The sequence below is a fragment of the Fulvivirga sp. genome (assembly GCF_040220315.1).
Classification (GTDB): Bacteria; Bacteroidota; Bacteroidia; order Cytophagales; family Cyclobacteriaceae; genus Fulvivirga.
This window is the reverse complement of the sequence record NZ_JAVJUY010000384.1, coordinates 12,735-31,609: the sequence shown is the minus strand read 5'-3', so window position 1 is coordinate 31,609 and position 18,875 is coordinate 12,735. Positions and strand designations below refer to the sequence as shown.

Here is an 18,875-nt window from a genome sequence, read left to right as displayed (position 1 = left end):
AAATGTTCGGCAAAACTCATTGATTCTGGGGTGGTTTTAAAGCTATACTTGTCTTCCGGCATTGACTCAGCAACGAGAAGCATATATTTTCTCGAGTTTTCTAATCGTTCCAGATACTCTTTGATAAAGGTGTCTTCTTGAGCAAATGTTGATTGAGTAAATGAAGAAATAACCATTGATGTGATTAATATGATTACCTGTTTAAAGTTTTTCATTGATTAATAATTTTTCTGTTGGGTTTGTATAATTAAATGTTTACGCTCACTTAAGAAGTATTAAGTGGCCTTATTAAAGTTGATAAAACTAGCACGATTCGGGTTTAGAACCTAGTCTGCTTTACCACTGGTGGGCACCGAAGTATTTACGGACTTTGTATGGTGAAGTGCAAATGCGCTTTTATAAAATGTTAGCCTTTGTTAATCTTATCATTTGTTATTAACCCAAATTGAGTCAATTTCAAGACTATAAATGAAATCCTGCATAGTACCATTCCTATTACTTTCAAAATAAATTAATCCGTTCTTTAGTATTGGATTTTTATTGATGTACTTGTCGTTTGTAATCTGTCTAATTGAAAAATCTATTGTGTTTACGATATATATTTCATCAATATCTAAATTATTGTAGTCATTATAATCAGTAATGGATACGCCATCTACCACAACTTTATTGTCAAGATTTTTAAAGGGAGAGTATTTAAATAGTAGATGATACAAATTATTATAAACCCAATATGGGCTTAACAAGATTAAAATAACAGCACCAATAGCGTAAAGTTTTGGTCTATTAATAATCCATGGTAAAGGCATAATATCTCGGTCCAAAATAATACATCGGTAACAATCACCGAGTGTTTGTTATATTTTAATACTAAGATAGGAATTACTTCTTTTTAAATTTTACTTCAAATCATCTGAGAAGTGCCCACTGTGTTTACCTTTCAAAAATTTGGCCTGATTGAAATCTTTGGATTTACCTTTAGGAATCGTTAGGCTTTTCCAGTCATCTCCTTTAATCATTCTGCCTATATAAACAATCTGGCCAATGTGGTAAGAGTAATGGGCGAATTGCCTATTCACGGCTTCAATAATGGAATGTTCCTGATTTCGGATGTACACCTTGGTATTAAAATTGTTCGCATTTATTGATTCAAGTGCGTTAAAAAGACACTGCCAGCCTTCATTCCATTTTTCTAAAAGTTCTTCTTTCGATTTGATGACTGATTCAAATTCTAAATCTCTGTTCCGCCATTCTTTTTCACCATCAGATGTTAAAAAGTCAGTCCATCTAGAAAGCATGTTTCCCCAAAGATGATTTACAGTAATGGCAATGGAATTAGATTGCTCATTATATTGCCAAAAGAAGTCACTCTCTTCTAACTGGTCAAATGTCTTTTCACCCACGGATTTGTAGTATTCAAACTGTTTTTTGATGCTATTGATATATTCTAATTCCATAATTAAATTAAAACAATCTAATTACTCATCCTCAAAGTCACCATCATATAAGGTGATTTTAAATTCAGTCAATTGGGTCACTTTAGTTGCAGGCATGATGATATAAGCGGCTTGCCTTTGCCCCTCAGATGTTGTTCTAAAAAACCTAATGGTTTGTTCTGAGTTTTTATTGGTGTAGATCAATCGTGTAAGTTCGATTCCTGTCTGTGTTAAATCTGTTGATGAAGGGTAATAAGGGGGAAATTGGGGACGGATGCCAATTGGCAAGTATTGCACATCCTCATCTAAGGATATTTTAAGATCTACAGGGTATAAATGAATAAAATCAAAATTTATTTCATTATCCACACCAATCTCTTTAACTTTTATATTACTATTTTGTCCTTTGGTATTAAATATATCATTCAACTCGTATGTTAAAATATATAAATCACCCTGTCCACTAGTTGTAAAAGTTATATGAAAATAGCCCTCTGAATCAGTAAATGTTGAATCTAAGTGTTGAATAAATTCCCTTTCAGGATGAAAGCTTCCTGGCAATTTATTATACTCACTAATTCTCAATTTTTGGCTGGCAATAGGAATCTTATTTTCACTATCATACATTCTCCCATAGATTCTCGTTGTAATTCCACTTTTGTCGGTAAAATCATCTTCGCATCCTACATACGTTATGAGTATTACGAGGAGAATGACATTGGCTATAATTAATTTCATTTAGGTAGGAAGAACATTAGAGCTCTTGAAATAAATATACAAATAATACTCCGAGTACCCGTTATATTTTACTAATCAAACTAATTTAAAAACTCAACTTGGCCTTATCAAATATCGCCTGTATCTCCTGGTCGATGGGAAAGGGTTTGAGTGGTGGTACATTGGCACCTCTGTGATGCCTGCAGGAGTTTAACAATTATTCAGTATATGTTTTACCTCAAAAAGATATAAGCTTTGCTTTCAATGTAAAATTTAATGCTTCCCACAGTAGTAAATTAACTCAGATTTTAATATGCCATACTTAAACTTTTCTGCTTTTGTAAATTGATTTATAAAGTCATTTACCTCAACATTAAACCCAACTTTTTCCAAACTGTCTTTATAATCCTTTCCATATATCCTGACATGATCGTGTTGTCCAAAAGCTATTTTACGCTCCTTTGGATCTGTTATTTTGAAGTCCTCATATGTATGGTTTTTTGAATAATCTAATGGCACTTGAAATATTCCTTGACCATTGTTAGACAGGACTCTATACAATTCAGACATGGCCCGTAAATCGTCAGGTATATGTTCTAATACATGATTACATAATATTAGGTCAAATGACTGATCATCAAATGGGATTTGGGTTATATCAACTTTCTTAACCTTGATTTTACCTCCGTAATCATAAATTTCCGGAAACAAATCACATGGTGTGTATTCAATCATTTCATAATTTGAAAAAAGTTTGTAGAAAAACCTCTCTGGTGCGAAATGTAAAAGTCTAAGCGGCTTATCTCTATTTTCAAATAATTTCAAATTTTTATCGATGAACATATAAATCAACCTATGCCTTTCCAGTGAACCGCAACTGTAACATTGAGCATTCTTCCTTTTTTTTAGACCATAAATACCGAATTGATCGAACGAAGTGTCACATATTGGGCAATACACATTATTCCCCTTGTGGATTAATTTATTTATGAACACTTTAAATGAAAATATAATATTCTTACCACTTCTTAAGATGGCTCGAGGCAATATGGATTTAAGTAGATTGGTCATTTATAATGTTATTATTTGAATCAAAAATGACGAAGATATAAGCAAGGCAATAGATATCCAGAAGTTTCCCTTATTTAATTTAATTCTGCTTTTGCCTTATCAAACATTATCTGTATCTCGGGGTCGATGGGAAAGGGTTTGAGTGGTGGCACATTGGCACCACCGGGGTTGCCTACCGGCACTTTACCTACAAAGGATTTTACGCCACCAATCAGTAATCTTGGAATTTGGCCGATCACCTCTTTCGCACTTTTAATGCGAATGCCGAATAGTAGCATTTTCCAATGTACATAACTGTGTGCAAAAGGGTATCGCTGGCCAATAATGTGCGCTCTTTCTAAATGATGCCATGCTTTGAGTAAATGACCACCTTCCAATTGGGCTTTGTAGCCTTCTAGTTCCTTATCAAAATAAGGCTTTAGGCTTTTGGGAAGAGTGGTGTAGAATTTCATACGGGCTTAATTAGGCTAACGAAACTTCATGCTCGCCATGCCATTTCTCCAATCGTTTGTTCATCATGGCAAACCATAAAGGTGGTATCATGGCAATGATGATCATCGTAGAATAACCCGCAGGCAACTGCGGACTTTCATCATAATGATCTAGCACCTGGTACCTTTTAATAGCATTCGCATGGTGATCGGAATGGCGCTGGAGCTGAAATAAGAAGAAATTACTTACCAAATGGCTGGCATTCCAGGAGTGAATTGGTGTTACACGCTCATACCTGCCCGGGCTCACTTCTTTACGCTGAATGCCGTAGTGCTCTACATAGTTTACCAATTCTAAAAGTGTGAATGCAAAAAAGCTTTGAGCAAAAAAGAAGACTGCAACACCCCAGACAATAGTGCCTGACATATAACTAAAAATTGCCGTCATTGCCCCTGCAAATAGAATTGGTAACAAGGCAAACCAAATCATGTTATTGTTCAGGCTCAATGCCGATTTTCCTTTTCTTCTTAATCTATCATTTTCTATTTTCCAGGCATGTGCATAGCCCAGAAATACAGATCGTGCCCAAAAAGCATAGAAGTTCTCATTTTTTCTTGAAGTAGCAGGATCGCCCATGGTGGCCACATGTACGTGGTGCCCCTTATTGTGCTCAATATAAAAATGCATGTAGCTCACGGTCATCAATAACACTTTACTGTAAAACCGTTCAATGGCTTCTTTTTTATGGCCTAATTCATGGGCCACTGTAATGCCTATGCCACCAGTTACAACAGCAAAGCCTAAGGTAAATCCAATGAGCTCAAACCAGCCATTCCACTGACCCATCGCAATCACATAACAACCCCAGATCACAAAAGCTACCTGTACGTACGTCCATATAAAAGTGACAAAGCGATAAAAGTATTCTGCAGCTACCTCTTTCACTTTATCTTCAGGTATATTGGATTTATCAATACCCAAAAGCTGATCGATAATAGGTAGTATGACGAACGCATGTATAAGCGCGAGGTAGTTCCACCATCCGCCAAGGTAATAGCCACCCACGACTAAAAGTGGAAATACAAATGCACTAAAGAATCCAAGTTTTTTGAAAAATCCCATGATATAAAAATAACAATTTTATGAGATTTTGGTTGTCACACATCAGACCTTAATTTTTCACCTTTTCTGAAAAAAATATCGATTGTAAAATGAGTATAAATTAACGTTGTGCAATCTCACTTTGATATACTTTATCTGTTTGCTCGTCATAAAAGACAATTCTTTCACCATCAGCCGACCAGTGCGCCCATAACTCTGTGGTATTTGGAGTGTTTGTCAGTTTACATAGATTAGAGCCATCGGCATTTATCATATAAATTTCAGATCCGGTTATAACATGCCCATCTGGACTTTCATCCCGTATAAATAATATTTTGTCACTTCCTGAATTCCAGCTGCATGCAACCCCCCAACCCAATTCTGAAATTAAGCCAGAGCCGTTTACATTAAATACTTGCATTTTGCTACCATTATGCACGACAACTTTATTTTTATCATTTGAAATAATTGGGAAATAGTATTTTTGGTTATCTGAAGTTACTAGCCAGGAGCTGTCTCCTTGTCTTGCCATTACCTTTAAACTGGTCTTATCTAAAAAAACTATTAAATCATCATTCGAATTCTCTGGATTATAAACGTTACTGCAGTGCACATCCCTTCCATCTTTATTCCACATCGGATACTGGCAACCTTGCAATTCAGGCAGTTCTAAAATATTGGTTAACTTAATATTGCATTCTGATTGCCCAAATAGTGGGCAATAAATGTTAAATGTCATTATTATAGCAAACAGTAATCTAATAGATGAAATCATAATTACTTTGTTAAGACTAATCTCCCTGTTAATTTACAAAGGTTTAAACTGCTCAAACGTCTCCTGGCAAGAGTTGCAATAGTGGATAGATCGGCAGGCGGTGGGGCCAAAAGGTGTTTTCATCACCGAATCAATGCTGCCACAGTTAGGGCATTCAGCATGTTCCAGAATATCGATATCTACAATTAAATTGTGTTTTGGAGGCGGGGAGAGACCAAAATCTTTAAGTGCCTTTCTACCTTTATCGGAGATCATGTTGGAATTCCACTGTGTATCGAAGTTTACATTTACCTCTACTTCTTTTACACCGTGCTTACTGAGTACATCCACTACATCCTGTTTCATATAGTCGATAGCCGGGCAACCAACGAAAGTTGGCGTCATATTTACTTTAACAGAGTTGGTTCCAATATCAACTCGGGTAATCACACCAAGGTCTACCAATGACAAAACCGGTATTTCCGGGTCTTTCACCTCATCTAACCAATCATATACTTGCGATTCAGTAATCATATATCTATAACAGGTTAGTTGCCAGCTTGGTTCTTACCACTCAGCAGTCGGGTCAATTCTAAATACTTCCGACATTTCATCTAACAATGGTTGAAGATGTTCAGTATGTTGTCCTTTTCTACCACCAACTTTTGGTGTGAGAGTGAGTACATCAGGCAATAGCAGTTGTGTTTGACTTAGAACCTCTTTTACTTTTGCCAACCACTTTTCTTTCAATGCCTCTTCGCCTCCAAAAATATTCTCACTAATTAAGTCAGCTTCAAATTCTGATGGCTCAAATAAACCCAATGCATACGGCATGGCTTCGTCCAAAGATTTTTGCAGCCTGCCGATGCTTTCTTCAGTAGCGGAGCCTAATTGTTTAATCCAGGTGTTTGCATGCATGGTATGATACCTCAATTCCCCCTGAATTTTCTTCGCCAGTTTTGCTAAGGGTTCGTAGGAAGACTGAGTAAGCATTTCAAAACGTAGTGCCTCTGCGGTATCAAACAAGAAGTGTCTGATCAAACTAAAATCATACTCACTGTTAGGCAACTCTACAAACTGGCTGTTATGAAACTGAACAGCATTTCTCGTGAAAGCCACAGTATCAGGCTCGGCCTCGCCCAACTCATGTAAAATTTGATATAGCGCCTGACTCTGGCCTACTTTATCCTGTGCCATGGAGGAAAAAGCAATATCCTCTTCCAATAACGGACCAAAACCTGTCCATTCAGAATTTCTATGGCCTAGAATTAATTGGTCATCAGCAATCTTATAGAGTAATTCTTTTAGAGCTTGTGTATTCATGACTGTTGCCTCTCTTTAAATGCTTTTATTTTATCTGCTGCTTTATAATCAGCGGCATCTCTAAACTTCTTTTCGTGGAGTGTGTCCCAAATGATTTTGTCTGCTTCCTCTGTGAATAAGATATCAGAAGTTTTTACTACCCAGATATTGTATACAGGAGGGCCATCGATAAACTCAGGTTTAGCCAATGCCAAAGCATGCTGATGGTTTTTGGCAGGCACAGAGCCGATATGTTCGTGTTGCTTACCCCTTTTATTCAGATGAAATACTTCGTATTGCTCCGTGAAGCCTTCTTCAGGATATTCATCAGAGATATGGCTGTAAATATTATCCTTATCTTCCGTAAAGCCGGTAACGTAAATATTACGGGTTTCTACCACAAATATACCCACACAGGTATTTCTGCGGCTAAATTGCTCTTTAGCAAAAAGAAAAGCCATATCGCGGTTTGGGGCATGAACGATGCCTTCATGGCGATATTCTTTGCCCTCTTTGGCTTGTACAAACACTTCAAAGGTACCAAACTGATCCAATGGCACTTTAGGTACTAATTCACCTTCGGGAAGATTTAATCTATTGACTCTTGGGTCGAGTGATTTGTTCATGAATGAATATAAAAAATGACATCTCAAAGATGCCATTTTTGTTTATGTTCTGCAATCGTTTGTTGATCGCTCATTATGCTAATGGAGTAACGTATTCTGTTTTTGGAGCTAGTAATGCTTTTCGTACCCATCGGCCTCTTTCTTCAGCAGTTCTTCGCACAGCCAATCGCTCTGCATTACAAGGGCCATCTCCATTAATAACTCTTTTGAATTCTTCCCAATCAGGTTCGGTGTATTCCCATTTACCAGTTTCTGTGTTCTTTTTCAGGTTAGGATCTGGAATAGTAAAACCAAGCTCCCAGATTTTAGGTACATACATATCCAAAAACTGGTTTCTTTGATCATCGTTGGATGACATCTTCACTTTCCATCGCATTAATATTTCACTATGAACTGATGCTTTATCCGGTGGTCCGAAGAAGTGCATCATCGGCCCCCACCATCTGTTAATGGCTGCCTGCATCATTTCACGCTGTTTTTCAGTACCTGTAGCAAGGTGTATCACGCAATGGTGACCATACTTTAAGTGAAATGATTCTTCTGCACAAATTCTATCTAAGGCTCTGCAATATGGGCCATAACTACCTCTCGCATTCGCAAGCTGGTTAACAATAGCACCTGCATCTACTAACCATGAGATAAAACAAGAATCTGCCCAGGTAAATGCCGGGTAGTTAAATATGTTCGAATACTTTGATTTTCCGCTTACTAAATCGTCCAACATTTGCTCTCTTGGCTTGCCTAACGTTTCAGCGGCACTATAAAGGAGTTGCGCATGGCCTACTTCATCTTGCACTTTGGCCATAAGTGCCAGTTTTCTTTTGAAACCAGGAGCCCTGGTTATCCACGTTCCTTCTGGTAAAGCACCAATAATTTCCGAGTGAGCGTGCTGTTCAATCATTCTGATCAACTGCTTTCTGTAGAGCTGCGGCATCCAGTCGTGGGGCTCTATCTTTTCGCCTCTTTCTATGCGAGCTTCAAATTCAGCTAATTTTTGCGGGTCTTCATTTTCTATACCCGTAGCTTTCATTGGCTCAAAAGTATTTCCTCCTCCGTACATAGTTTCAGTTTTTAATTTCTTAACAGTAAAATTACCTATTTGGTTTTGATTCCCCCAATGAGCATATCAGCCAATTGATTTCCCACATCTTTAGGATTTGTTAATCCGGTAGGATCAAACCAGTTTGGCATCCAATTTAATGACGAAAATAGTGTCATCACGGCTAGCTTGGTATCAATATTTTGGAACTCACCGGAAGCAATTCCACCTTCAATAATCTTCTTAAATCTATTGATGTAATTTATTCTTAGTAGAAGAAAATCCCTTAAGTAGGGTTGGCTCAAATACCTATGTTCGTTCATAAACACAGCTGAGGCCGTTAAATCCTGTGCCATCACTTCGATATGTCCCAGAATTCCCAGACGAAGTTTCTGACTGTAGGAAATGTCAGATTTTTCAACTTTATCTAGTGATGCCCTGAATTGAGCTGCCATATCAAAACATAAATTCTGAAGAATTTCTTCCTTTGATTTTATATGGGAATAAAGGCTTGCAGCTTCAATTCCTAAGGCATGGGCCAAATCGCGCATAGAAGTTGCGGAATACCCATTTTTTTGAAATAGGGCAGCAGCAGCTCTAATTACTTGCTCTTTTCTGCTTAAATTTTCCACTTCTACCATCGTACAAAAATAACCATAATTGTTTCTCAAAGAAGTATTTTATTAGTTTTGAACGCCATATGATAAAAGTAAATTTTAAATCGCCTGAAGAATTCCATACAAAATTGGGAATGTTCTTTAGTTTGACAATCGCACTGCCGTTATTGCCTTTTGTTTGGTTGTATTTAGAAATAAAACACAATGAGTTTTCGGGCTTTTTGCAAGGTGGTTTATATTCATTGCTGCTAGGGTATGTTTGCCCAATTTTAGCCGGCTTACTTGTTATCAGGGGCTTTGGAATCTATAAAAGTGGCAATGAAATAAGTAAAGAAGCATCGGGTTTAAAAGAGAAATTAGTGTCTTATTACACAAGTGTGAGCACGTTTTATGTGTATGTGGCAGTGGCTTCCATTCTTTTAGCAAGCGGCTTATACCTATCAGCCAAAGGAGTATTAATTGTTTCTTATGTTATTTTGCTTTTCGTAATGTCTTTTTTCAGGCCTACTCCAAAACGATATTGCAAAGACTTAGATTTACAAGAAAAAGAGAAAGACATTATTCTGAATCAGAAGGAATATAAGTTTTAGACCAGCTCTTAGACGTTGGAACTTAAGAGAATAAAAATTACAACTACAATTCCAATGATAATAGTCAGTGTTGATTTGCTGATCAATTTAAACATCCTCTAAAAAATTAGGGTTTGCAATGAAATATCGTGAATAAAGAGTCAACAGTTTTAGCCAGTCTACGAACTCCTTATTTATCTAGACACACGTTAGTTACTGAAGGTTGTATGAAGCATTAAAAAATGATTGTATGATTTCCATTATTATCCCTGTCTTGAATGAGGAGCTGACTATTGGAAAGCTACTTATGCAATTATCGAAAGTTAGAAGTTCTGAAACGGAAGTAATTGTAGTAGATGGTGGTAGTCTGGATAATACCATTAAGATGGCTCATCAGTTTGAAGGTATTCATATATTAAGTGCGCCAAAAGGTCGGGCGCTTCAAATGAATGCAGGAGCAAGAGAGGCAAAAGGCGATAAGCTATTCTTTTTACATGCAGATAGTATTCCCTCTGAGGAGTTAATTCAAAACCTCACTCAAATTGATGTGCCTGCAGCTACCTTTAAATTAAAATTTAATAGAACTAATTGGCTGTTAAGCTTTTATGCTTGGTTTACTAAATTCAACTTCTCAATTCTCACCTATGGGGATCAGGGTCTTTTGATTGATAAACAGCTTTTTGAAAAAGTGGGAGGTTACAGAAAAATTCCGTTACTCGAAGATTTGGACATTATTCGAAGACTCAATAAGGAAGTGAAAGTTAAAAAATACCCTTTTGAGGTTATTACATCTTCGAGAAGGTTTGATAAGCATGGCGTTGTTTGGCAACAGATGAAGAATATACTCATCGTTTTTGGCTATTACTTAGGGCTATCGCCCCACTTTTTAGCTCGATTTTATAAGTATTGAATGCAGTATTGGCATATTTGTCAGATCCAATGAAGAAGGTTCTCATTATTACATATTATTGGCCACCAAGTGGTGGAGGGGGCGTGCAGCGCTGGCTAAAATTTTCTAAATACTTGCCCGAGTTTGGCTATGAGCCAATTATTTTCACACCGGAGAATCCTGATTTTGATATTAAAGATGATACTTTATTAAAGGATGTAAGTGCAGATTTGGAAGTAATAAAACTGCCTATTTGGGAGCCTTATAAATTATTCGAGAAAATTACGGGCAAGAAAAGACCTTCTCAAGGGCTGGTTCAGTCTTCTAAAAAACAGAGTTTACTAACAAAAATCGCCATTTGGCTGCGAGGCAATTTACTAATTCCCGATCCCCGAAAGTTTTGGGTGAAACCATCGGTTAAATTTCTAACTAAATTTATCGCAGACAATAAAATTGAAACGGTAATTACCACCGGCCCACCGCATAGTATGCATTTAATTGGCTTGAAACTAAAAAGTAAAAGCAACATTAAATGGGTTGCCGATTTCCGTGACCCTTGGAGCAAGTGGGATATGCTTGAAAATTTTAAACTCTCAAAGTTAGCTAAGCAAAGACATAGAAAATTGGAGTTGCAGATCTTAAAAAATGCTGATGAGGTGATCACCGTAAGTGAATCATGGGCCAGCGAGTTTAAGAATATTTATAACAGAAAATATCAGGTAATCACCAACGGTTATGATGATTCAGATTTTGAAAATGTAGAATCAAAAGGTAAAACGGATAAAGTAGTAATTAGTCATTTTGGTCTGATCAACACCTTTAGGAATCCGACTATTTTTTGGAATGCCTTGAGAGAACTGTCTAAACAAGTTCAATTGGAAGTACGTCTTTACGGAACCATTGAAGAGCCTATCAAGCAGTTTGTAATGGAAGATACTATTCTGAATGGTTTAATAGAATTTCGTCCTCCGGTAAGCCATAAGGAAGTGCTGCAAGCTTATGCGCAATCAGATATTTTGTTATTGCTATTAAATAATTCTGCAAATGCTAAGGGGCATATTCCAGGTAAGTTATTTGAATACATTGCAAGCCAGCGTCCAATTATTGGGCTAGGTCCCGTGGATGGAGATGCTGCGGCAATAATTAATAAATGTAAGGCCGGTGAAATAATTTCATGGAAGAATGAAAAAGGCTTAGTCGAAGCTATTAATGATTTACTTGAGGCAGGAATTTTTAAGCCAAATATGGAAGTCATTGAATCGTACTCACGCAAAAACCTGACTGGAAACTTAATTCAAAAAGTACTTTCTAATTGATTACAGCCTTTATTGCTGTTACAATTTGCTCAAAATGCTGATCTAATATTTCAGGCTGAATAGGTAAAGATATCATTGAATTCGCTGCTTCATGGGCATTTTTAAGCTCTTTGCAATATTCAGCCAGAGCCGGATGATCTGCCAAGGTTTTATCGTAATGTACTCCTGTCGCAACACGTCTTTCTAATAGTTTCTTTCTAACAATGTTCCTGTTATTAACTTTGATTACGAATTGATGATAAACAGCATCCTTTGAATAAACAGGCAACTCAATGTCCAGCTGTTGCAATGCACCAATATACCTTTGTGCATACATTCTGCGTTTAGTATTGTATTCATCTAAATGAGGCAATAGTTCGGAAAGAATAGCTGCTTGTAGTTCATCCAATCGACTATTGATACCCGCTACGGTTATCTCATTTTCATCAAATCCATAATTTCTCAATGACGTCAATTTTGCAGCCCATTCGCTACTATTGGTCGTAATTGCTCCACCATCACCGGGACAGCCTAAATTTTTAGTTGGGTAAAAACTAAATACTCCAAAATGACCTATTGACCCAACTTTTTTCTCATTAATGGTAGCACCATGAGCTTGTGCACAATCTTCAATCACAATCAGGTTATACTTTTCAGCAATCTCCATGATAGCAGACATATCGGCAGCAAAGCCGTGAAGATGAACCGGAATGATGGCCTTTGTATTTTTCGTGATGCCAGCTTCAATGGCTTTAATATCAATACAGTGTGTACGATCTTCAATGTCTACTATTACTGGTGTCGCTCCAGAATTGATAATTCCAATGGCAGTGGCGGGTGCTGTTAACCCGGTTGTTATTACCTCATCTCCAGGATTAATAGATAAAGCCTTAAGACATAAAGTGATTGCATCAGTACAGGAGTTGACAGCTACACAATGTTGTGTTCCGATGTATTTAGAAAATTCACGTTCAAATTTTTCAACCTGATTTCCCAGTATAAACTGTCCGGATTTTACAACCTCTGAAAGCGATTTGTTCAATCGACTTTCGAGTTTTTGAAATCTCAATCCTGGGTTGCTAAAGGGTATCATTCCTTTTTTAAATCTTCCAAAGAAAAATATTTAGTATCCGCATAGGCTTTTGAAGCATAAATGACGATCAGTGCATCATCGCTAAAGCCTTTTAGGGTAATATGATTCATTGCTGGCACAAATAACCCTTCATTGATTTTAGATAGCTCCCAACTTTTCTTTGCTCCATCAACAGCTTGAAGTTCGACATGTACACTACCTCTGAGAGCAATAAGAAACTGATCGCAATTCACCGCGTGGCCAGCTCTGGTGCTTCCTGCAGGCACATCATACAGGTAAAACGAGCGTTTAGGGGAGAATGGCAATCCTGTATCTGTCTGCTCAATAGATAATAATTTTCCGCGTTTATCGGAGTGGACTTCTAATTTGATATGTTCAATCACGCTTTTATTTAACCTGGATATTCTCTTCACATTAAACACTTAAAATTAATGAAAGATGTAGTGCATTTCATTGTATTCTAAACTCTCTTTCTTATAAAGTCTATACCTCCATCAATTAATGCATTAAAGTCTTCACTCAAATTTAAGATATAGATTCCGGGAACTGTGAGTAGAACAAATACAGTACTTTTTATTGGAATATTGAACCAAACGAACTTGGTGACTGGAACATAAATGGTTATTAAAAACGCTGCAATGAGGATAGCACAAATACTAAAGTAATTCTTTGAAAAAGGTGAAAGATCCATTTTTGCCTTTAGGATAATGTATTTGGCTATGTTAAACGCAATAATAGCAAAAGCTGTGGAGGCTGCAGCACCTATGAGACCGTAGATTGGGATAAAAAATATTTTAAGGATCACAGATATTATTAATAGACTAACTGAAAGTATGGTATCCAGTTTATAATATCTAGAATTGATTAGGATTGCCCCGTTTACTCCAAGACCAGTATTCACCACCTTGGTTAAGCCAAGTAAGAAAAAAACATAATAGCTATCTGAATAGGATGGCGGAAGAAAACTTAAGAGACTATCGTAATTTACTGCAATGAGCATAAAAACCAGACTACCAAGCAAAACTTGATTGAGTGCTGTCTTCTTATAAAGATCTTTAACCATAGCCATATTATTGCTTTTGAATGCATCCGCTACCAATACAGCAGATGTTCTCGCAATAGACTGCGCGGGAGCCAGAATTACATCGCTCATGTACATGGCGATAGAGAAGATAGCTACATCTGCCAAGCCAAGGTACTTCCCAACTAAAACAACATCAATCCGGTTAATCAGAAGTAACGAAATACCACTTACTACTGTCACAATCCCAAAATTGACCATTTTGCGTAGCATGATCATTCTTTCTTTGGTTGTGTCAAACCCTAAAGTTAGATTGCCTTGCATAAGAACATACGCCAGCCCAACGCAGCTTACAAGAATCTGCCCACCCACATAATAATTGATAAATGTATCTGTATCAAAAAGTCCGAACGAATACAGCAATACAATGGCCAACCAGACAACCCTTAGAAGTATGGAGTTTAGAAATGCCGAAAATGAATTTTTTAATAATACTCTTAAATAACCATCAAATAGATTGTAGGCAATTAATGATATAGTTGCAGGTAATAATAGATAATAATATTTCGTAAAAAGGGCCGCATTTTCAGCATAGCTATCAATAATCCAATCCTTAAAAAAGAAAAGTACTAAGCCTGAAATTATTACTCCAAGGAACGAAAGGAGTAGCCCCAATGTAAGGGTTGTATTTCTACTATCGTCTTTTAAGTGTGGGTGAAATCTAACGAGAATGTTGCCCGTTCCCAGCTGTGTTATTTGGGCTATGAGGGCAGCTGCAGAGAAAATGATTCTAGTCAATCCAAATTCCTCTTCAGTAAGAATGTTTGGGAAAATGAGAACGGTATTGATATAACCAAGCACTATACCTATGTACAGAATGGTCAAAAATCGAATACTTGTTCTTCTTACTACTCCCATTAAGATTCTTTGCCGGCAAACTTATGGTGAAATTGAATATGTTTGCCTTACTGTTACTATTATTTTAAGATTGATCTATTACTGATTTGAAATTAATACAAAAAATAAAGACCCGCTTAGAAGTTATTAAGAGTGTTAGAAATAGAAATAACCTTTTGAAAAAGATGCCTAAAAATGCAATATGTGCAGAAATAGGAGCATGGAAGGGAGATTTTACACAAGAAATACTCAAACAAACAAAGCCCTCAAAGCTTTTTATCATTGATCCGTACAAGCACGTAGAGGTGTACGATAAAGCATGGTATGGTGGTTCTGATAGTTCACAAGAAAAAATGGACGAAGTGTTTAAATCTGTGCAAACAAGATTTGAAAGTGAATTGTACTCTGGGCAGTTGGAGTTTCTTAGGGCTGATTCAACGGAGGCATTAAGTCAATTTGAAGATGACTACTTTGATTGGATTTACATCGATGGAAATCATTTATATGAATATGTTAAGGCTGACCTGGAAAACTCATTTCAAAAAATAAAATCAGGCGGTTTTATAACGGGAGACGATTATAATTTAGTTGGCTGGTGGGATGACGGGGTTACCAAAGCCGTGAATGAGTTTATTGAGAATTACAAGGAACAAGTTGATGTCATCTCAATCAAAGGCACACAATTCGTGCTTAAGAAGAAATAGCATATTTGGAATAAACCTTCTTGAGTTGATTCGTAACTTTTTGGCCTGAAAACAAATTGATTACATGTTTTCTTATAATGTCAGGGTTGTAAGAGTTGAGATTGTTGTAAACCTGTGTCATCGACTTACATAATTCATCAACAGTATGCTCACAGAGCTCACCTAACTGGCTGTCTGTCATAAAATATTCAGGCCCACCAGATTTAGTGGCTACCACAGGTAGCCCGCAACTCATGGCTTCAATTATGGCTACACCAAATGTCTCAACCTTGCTGGAAGAAACAAATATTTTGCTTTGGTTGAGAAGCCCTGCTATTTCCTCCTGAGTTCGCTTTCCTAAAAAACTTACTCGATTCTCAAGATTCAATTTTTTAACCAGCATTTTAAGTTTCTCTAACAAAGGCCCAACGCCAATAAAGGCCAATGTTGTTTTTTTATTGGAAAGATTACTAAATGTTTTTATCAATAATTCATAGTTTTTAACATCTCGCAGGCCACCAATGGAGATGAAATCATATTTCTTCTCACAATTTTGAGGATGAAAAAAGTCGGTATCAATAAGATTGGGAATAATGGTGGCTTCTATACCAAATTGTGTTTTAAGAGTTGCCTGAAGATCACTGCTAACTACAATAACTTCAGCTGCTTCTTCAAATGCCTTTTTTGCCAGTTTTAAAACTCGTGGAGAATATTCGTTTCTTTCAAACCTGGTTGAATGTTCCGTTAATACAAACGGAATTCCAAAGTTGTTTTTTATCCAGCGTGCTACTATGGCGTTTTCAAATGAGTGAACGTGGATGATGTTTGGTAAACCATGCCTTGAGATATACTTTTTAACCAATTTTTTACCGAAGTACAGGCGCATCCAATCATTCATTCTTTTGATTAAAGGGAATGAAGGCAATTGACACAATGTTGTTGGAATCTGATTTTCTGGATTTTTAAATCCATAATCAATTTTTTTCTCTCTAAGCAGCACATAGTGCTTGATAATGATAGGCGCTATGACGCCAACCTTTACGTTATTTTTTGCCAATGCTTCAGCCTGTACTTTAAAGTAAATACCATCAAAAGGACTGTAGCTATTTGGGTAATATGATGGAACTACCAGACAGTGCATTATTTTAAATATCCTAGCTGTTTAAGCTCTGCGCCAATCAATTTATTAACAAGTTGCTGTTCGTCTATCGACAATTGCTTTTCCCAGTTGCCAATAGAGCTTTGATCAATAGGTTTTTTTAATTTTTCGTGATGTGCATAAACAGAATCGCCCAGGTTTTCTGTATTGCGGTTATTCTGGAGCATACATTCATCAAAGTTTATATGTAAGAAATCACATACTTTAAGAAGTTCGGCTTTCGGGTCCCTCACCAACGATTCATAACGTACGTTCAGAACACTCTGCTCATTTTTTTCTTCAAAAACTGATGCACATAAGACGGCATCCTTCCATCGTGTACAGGCATCTTCTATGCTTTCAGAAAGCTTGGCTTTTCTATAAGAAGCTACTACATCTCTTCCGTCTCTAATCATATTAATGTATCGGGGCTCATTCAAAATACTATCTAATTGAGGCAGGTGATACGTATTTAATGGCGTTTTATCTCCCCAAAGGGCTGTAGGTTTACCATGAGTTTTGGCATATTGTGTATATAATACATCAATTACCTTGAACAGAGAACGTTCCTTTGGAGGTAAGGTCATTAGCTCTTCAAATGCGTGGGTTGTATTAAAATTCCAGTACTTAAATTGTGGATGGCAATGAAATTCCCCGATAATGAGTTTGATATAGTCTTTCCAATCGAGATTTTTCCAAACGGTGTGCCGTTTCACAAGTAGAGGTAAAACGAAAGACTCTGGTGGTATTTCAACAGAGCTACTCTGGTTAAGCATTGACCTTAGAAGGGTAGTTCCCGATCGGCCAGAGCCTATTATCAGAAAAGGCTTGTAGTTATTGTACTTGGTAATTACTGGAATAGTGTTATTAAAAGGATTGAATGCTTTTAATCTGTTATAAAAAATAATTAGCGGATTTACCTTAATCTCTCTATTCACTCGTAGTGCAATTAACTTTCATGTAAGTTTAAAGATTCAAACAGTGATTTGAAATTATTCCATTAATTAGATTTTTGTAAGATGATAATCGCCATGTTTCTTGATACGCTTATTCTCATTTATTATAAAAATTAATAGAATACAATAAATTAATTCCCAAGTGATGAGTATAACTGTAATAGTTTTTTTTCTTCGCTGCACCAGTTATACTTATTTTTGATTAGCCATCTTCCTCTAATTCCCATATCACTAGCCACATCAGGATTATTAAGTAAGTAGTCAATCGCTGTCGCGATTTCATCGATATTCAATGGGTCAACTAAAATACCACACTGACTTTCTTCAACAAATTTTTTAGAAACACCCTCACTAGATGCAATTACTGGAATGCCGGCTTCCATATACTCGAAAAGCTTAACGGGATAGTTGGTACTATATCTGGAGTTGGGTTTCGGAATAATTATACCAATTCTAGATTTATTTAAAATCTCATAAACCTCACGCCTATTTACCCAACCATGATATTCCACTTTATTCCATCCTTCTATTTTTTGTAACTTTTCTTTTAAGGCAGGTGGATGAAATGTGCCTCCAAGGGCAAAGCTGAAATTGGTGTTTTTGACTTTTGCCAATGCATTTATCATTGTTAAAGCACCCCTTGCCTCCGTTATACCGCCTATGTATGTAATGATGTTTTCTCTTTCTCCGTAAGGAATAATTTGATCAATACTTTGCTCATTTATTTTCACAAAATTTCTTATAAGCCAGGTCTTCTTTTTAGGAAAATAACTACCAATAATTGGTTCTGCAATTATCACTGCCTTGAATAAATAGCCCCCTATTTTTTCTAGTATATAATAAAATAATGCCACTGGCCTGCGCAATAGCTTTGGTATCCAATGCTGATACATTGTTTGGCGAGGTGTATCCTCATGTGCATCGTAAATGACCGTCCTTCCCAGAAGACTGAGTATTATTGCATATACAATGAGTTCTGAATCATGAAAATGGATAATAGAATTTTTGTCTTGTTTATACGCTTTTTTAAATATTTGATAATTTGTTTTAATTAATCTATCCTTTCCACTTTTTGGTATTGGAACGCTTATTATTTTTATATCATCTACAGTTTCATTGGTTTTATGCGGAACAATAATACTTACATCATGCCCTGCTTTTACCAAAGATTTTGCTTCTTTTTGGAAAATTCGAGTGTCAAAAGGAACATGTAATGAAGCTAGTTTGATTATTTTCATA

General features: G+C 36.6%; 22 protein-coding genes and 1 pseudogene. 4 read left to right on the top strand and 19 right to left on the bottom strand.

The features are described from left to right. The 13 genes and pseudogenes from RLO81_RS20035 to RLO81_RS19975 form a co-directional block, all read right to left on the bottom strand. A pseudogene (locus tag RLO81_RS20035) lies at nucleotides 1–215 on the bottom strand (hypothetical protein); the annotation flags it as partial. 210 nt (nucleotides 216–425) lie between these two features. Continuing rightward, complete coding sequence (locus tag RLO81_RS20030; RefSeq protein ID WP_350116129.1) at nucleotides 426–824, bottom strand: hypothetical protein; 399 nt, start codon at nucleotides 822–824, stop codon at nucleotides 426–428. A gap of 75 nt (nucleotides 825–899) precedes the next feature. Next, nucleotides 900–1,457, bottom strand: a complete 558-nt coding sequence (locus RLO81_RS20025; protein WP_350116127.1) for a DUF1572 family protein — start codon at nucleotides 1,455–1,457, stop codon at nucleotides 900–902. Between the two features lie 21 nt (nucleotides 1,458–1,478). Beyond that, complete coding sequence (locus RLO81_RS20020) at nucleotides 1,479–2,174, bottom strand: hypothetical protein (RefSeq protein ID WP_350116124.1); 696 nt, start codon at nucleotides 2,172–2,174, stop codon at nucleotides 1,479–1,481. 252 nt (nucleotides 2,175–2,426) lie between these two features. Continuing rightward, nucleotides 2,427–2,978, bottom strand: a complete 552-nt coding sequence (locus tag RLO81_RS20015; protein ID WP_350116121.1) for a class I SAM-dependent methyltransferase — start codon at nucleotides 2,976–2,978, stop codon at nucleotides 2,427–2,429. Between the two features lie 320 nt (nucleotides 2,979–3,298). Next, entirely contained in the window at nucleotides 3,299–3,676 is a 378-nt protein-coding gene (locus RLO81_RS20010) for a DUF3703 domain-containing protein (protein ID WP_350116118.1), read from the bottom strand. Nucleotides 3,677–3,686: 10 nt separating this feature from the next. Then, nucleotides 3,687–4,778: an alkane 1-monooxygenase gene (locus RLO81_RS20005; RefSeq protein WP_350116115.1), complete on the bottom strand. Its 1,092-nt coding sequence runs from the start codon at nucleotides 4,776–4,778 to the stop codon at nucleotides 3,687–3,689. A gap of 100 nt (nucleotides 4,779–4,878) precedes the next feature. Continuing rightward, a complete protein-coding gene (locus tag RLO81_RS20000) occupies nucleotides 4,879–5,532 on the bottom strand; it encodes a TolB family protein (protein ID WP_350116112.1) in 654 nt (217 codons plus the stop codon). Between the two features lie 33 nt (nucleotides 5,533–5,565). Continuing rightward, entirely contained in the window at nucleotides 5,566–6,045 is a 480-nt protein-coding gene (paaD, locus tag RLO81_RS19995) for a 1,2-phenylacetyl-CoA epoxidase subunit PaaD (protein ID WP_350116109.1), read from the bottom strand. Nucleotides 6,046–6,078: 33 nt separating this feature from the next. Continuing rightward, on the bottom strand, nucleotides 6,079–6,834 hold the full coding sequence (gene paaC / locus RLO81_RS19990; RefSeq protein WP_350116106.1) for a 1,2-phenylacetyl-CoA epoxidase subunit PaaC: 756 nt from the start codon (nucleotides 6,832–6,834) through the stop codon (nucleotides 6,079–6,081). Continuing rightward, nucleotides 6,831–7,439: a phenylacetic acid degradation b gene (locus RLO81_RS19985; RefSeq protein WP_350116103.1), complete on the bottom strand. Its 609-nt coding sequence runs from the start codon at nucleotides 7,437–7,439 to the stop codon at nucleotides 6,831–6,833. Before RLO81_RS19985 ends, paaC begins: the two co-directional genes overlap by 4 nt. Before the next feature lie 73 nt (nucleotides 7,440–7,512). Further along, on the bottom strand, nucleotides 7,513–8,499 hold the full coding sequence (paaA, locus tag RLO81_RS19980) for a 1,2-phenylacetyl-CoA epoxidase subunit PaaA (RefSeq protein ID WP_350116100.1): 987 nt from the start codon (nucleotides 8,497–8,499) through the stop codon (nucleotides 7,513–7,515). A gap of 35 nt (nucleotides 8,500–8,534) precedes the next feature. After that, a complete protein-coding gene (locus tag RLO81_RS19975) occupies nucleotides 8,535–9,149 on the bottom strand; it encodes a TetR/AcrR family transcriptional regulator (RefSeq protein WP_350116097.1) in 615 nt (204 codons plus the stop codon). 29 nt (nucleotides 9,150–9,178) lie between these two features. On the opposite strand from RLO81_RS19975, the gene RLO81_RS19970 reads away from it, so the two are divergent. The 3 genes from RLO81_RS19970 to RLO81_RS19960 all read left to right on the top strand — a co-directional run bounded on the left by RLO81_RS19970 (nucleotide 9,179) and on the right by RLO81_RS19960 (nucleotide 11,869). Continuing rightward, nucleotides 9,179–9,685 (top strand): hypothetical protein, encoded by a 507-nt coding sequence (locus RLO81_RS19970; protein ID WP_350116094.1) that lies wholly within the window; start codon nucleotides 9,179–9,181, stop codon nucleotides 9,683–9,685. A gap of 229 nt (nucleotides 9,686–9,914) precedes the next feature. Then, the gene (locus RLO81_RS19965; protein ID WP_350116091.1) at nucleotides 9,915–10,574 is read left to right on the top strand and encodes a TIGR04283 family arsenosugar biosynthesis glycosyltransferase; all 660 of its coding nucleotides are present in this window, start codon (nucleotides 9,915–9,917) and stop codon (nucleotides 10,572–10,574) included. 29 nt (nucleotides 10,575–10,603) lie between these two features. Next, nucleotides 10,604–11,869 (top strand): glycosyltransferase family 4 protein, encoded by a 1,266-nt coding sequence (locus RLO81_RS19960; protein WP_350116089.1) that lies wholly within the window; start codon nucleotides 10,604–10,606, stop codon nucleotides 11,867–11,869. On the opposite strand, the gene RLO81_RS19955 is transcribed toward RLO81_RS19960, so the two are convergent. The 3 genes from RLO81_RS19955 to RLO81_RS19945 are packed head-to-tail and all read right to left on the bottom strand — an operon-like array spanning nucleotide 11,862 to nucleotide 14,880. Further along, nucleotides 11,862–12,917, bottom strand: coding sequence for a DegT/DnrJ/EryC1/StrS family aminotransferase (locus RLO81_RS19955; protein ID WP_350116087.1), 1,056 nt, complete (start codon nucleotides 12,915–12,917; stop codon nucleotides 11,862–11,864). The two genes, RLO81_RS19960 and RLO81_RS19955, sit on opposite strands and share 8 nt — an antisense overlap. A 20-nt stretch (nucleotides 12,918–12,937) precedes the next feature. Further along, the gene (locus tag RLO81_RS19950) at nucleotides 12,938–13,354 is read right to left on the bottom strand and encodes a sugar 3,4-ketoisomerase (protein ID WP_350116085.1); all 417 of its coding nucleotides are present in this window, start codon (nucleotides 13,352–13,354) and stop codon (nucleotides 12,938–12,940) included. A gap of 47 nt (nucleotides 13,355–13,401) precedes the next feature. Further along, nucleotides 13,402–14,880 (bottom strand): lipopolysaccharide biosynthesis protein, encoded by a 1,479-nt coding sequence (locus RLO81_RS19945; protein WP_350116083.1) that lies wholly within the window; start codon nucleotides 14,878–14,880, stop codon nucleotides 13,402–13,404. 164 nt (nucleotides 14,881–15,044) lie between these two features. Here RLO81_RS19945 and RLO81_RS19940 point away from each other — a divergent pair, with 164 nt between their 5' ends. Further along, the gene (locus RLO81_RS19940) at nucleotides 15,045–15,563 is read left to right on the top strand and encodes a class I SAM-dependent methyltransferase (protein ID WP_350116080.1); all 519 of its coding nucleotides are present in this window, start codon (nucleotides 15,045–15,047) and stop codon (nucleotides 15,561–15,563) included. On the opposite strand, the gene RLO81_RS19935 is transcribed toward RLO81_RS19940, so the two are convergent. From RLO81_RS19935 to RLO81_RS19925, 3 genes are all read right to left on the bottom strand, one after another. Continuing rightward, nucleotides 15,550–16,683: a glycosyltransferase gene (locus RLO81_RS19935; RefSeq protein ID WP_350116077.1), complete on the bottom strand. Its 1,134-nt coding sequence runs from the start codon at nucleotides 16,681–16,683 to the stop codon at nucleotides 15,550–15,552. The genes RLO81_RS19940 and RLO81_RS19935 overlap by 14 nt on opposite strands. Beyond that, on the bottom strand, nucleotides 16,683–17,618 hold the full coding sequence (locus RLO81_RS19930; RefSeq protein ID WP_350116074.1) for a sulfotransferase family protein: 936 nt from the start codon (nucleotides 17,616–17,618) through the stop codon (nucleotides 16,683–16,685). Before RLO81_RS19930 ends, RLO81_RS19935 begins: the two co-directional genes overlap by 1 nt. 149 nt (nucleotides 17,619–17,767) lie before the next feature. Continuing rightward, entirely contained in the window at nucleotides 17,768–18,874 is a 1,107-nt protein-coding gene (locus RLO81_RS19925) for a glycosyltransferase family 4 protein (RefSeq protein ID WP_350116071.1), read from the bottom strand. Nucleotide 18,875: the final 1 nt, after the last annotated feature.

Excerpts from the sequence above, each read along its gene's own strand:
- RLO81_RS20025 (WP_350116127.1), bottom strand. The coding sequence starts at position 1,457 with ATGGAATTAGAATATATCAATAGCATCAAAAAACAGTTTGAATACTAC.
- RLO81_RS20020 (WP_350116124.1), bottom strand. The coding sequence starts at position 2,174 with ATGAAATTAATTATAGCCAATGTCATTCTCCTCGTAATACTCATAACG.
- RLO81_RS20010 (WP_350116118.1), bottom strand. The coding sequence starts at position 3,676 with ATGAAATTCTACACCACTCTTCCCAAAAGCCTAAAGCCTTATTTTGAT.
- RLO81_RS20005 (WP_350116115.1), bottom strand. The coding sequence starts at position 4,778 with ATGGGATTTTTCAAAAAACTTGGATTCTTTAGTGCATTTGTATTTCCA.
- RLO81_RS20000 (WP_350116112.1), bottom strand. The coding sequence starts at position 5,532 with ATGATTTCATCTATTAGATTACTGTTTGCTATAATAATGACATTTAAC.
- paaD (WP_350116109.1), bottom strand. The coding sequence starts at position 6,045 with ATGATTACTGAATCGCAAGTATATGATTGGTTAGATGAGGTGAAAGAC.
- paaC (WP_350116106.1), bottom strand. The coding sequence starts at position 6,834 with ATGAATACACAAGCTCTAAAAGAATTACTCTATAAGATTGCTGATGAC.
- RLO81_RS19985 (WP_350116103.1), bottom strand. The coding sequence starts at position 7,439 with ATGAACAAATCACTCGACCCAAGAGTCAATAGATTAAATCTTCCCGAA.
- paaA (WP_350116100.1), bottom strand. The coding sequence starts at position 8,499 with ATGTACGGAGGAGGAAATACTTTTGAGCCAATGAAAGCTACGGGTATA.
- RLO81_RS19970 (WP_350116094.1), top strand. The coding sequence starts at position 9,179 with ATGATAAAAGTAAATTTTAAATCGCCTGAAGAATTCCATACAAAATTG.
- RLO81_RS19965 (WP_350116091.1), top strand. The coding sequence starts at position 9,915 with ATGATTTCCATTATTATCCCTGTCTTGAATGAGGAGCTGACTATTGGA.
- RLO81_RS19960 (WP_350116089.1), top strand. The coding sequence starts at position 10,604 with ATGAAGAAGGTTCTCATTATTACATATTATTGGCCACCAAGTGGTGGA.
- RLO81_RS19945 (WP_350116083.1), bottom strand. The coding sequence starts at position 14,880 with ATGGGAGTAGTAAGAAGAACAAGTATTCGATTTTTGACCATTCTGTAC.
- RLO81_RS19940 (WP_350116080.1), top strand. The coding sequence starts at position 15,045 with ATGCCTAAAAATGCAATATGTGCAGAAATAGGAGCATGGAAGGGAGAT.
- RLO81_RS19935 (WP_350116077.1), bottom strand. The coding sequence starts at position 16,683 with ATGCACTGTCTGGTAGTTCCATCATATTACCCAAATAGCTACAGTCCT.
- RLO81_RS19925 (WP_350116071.1), bottom strand. The coding sequence starts at position 18,874 with ATGAAAATAATCAAACTAGCTTCATTACATGTTCCTTTTGACACTCGA.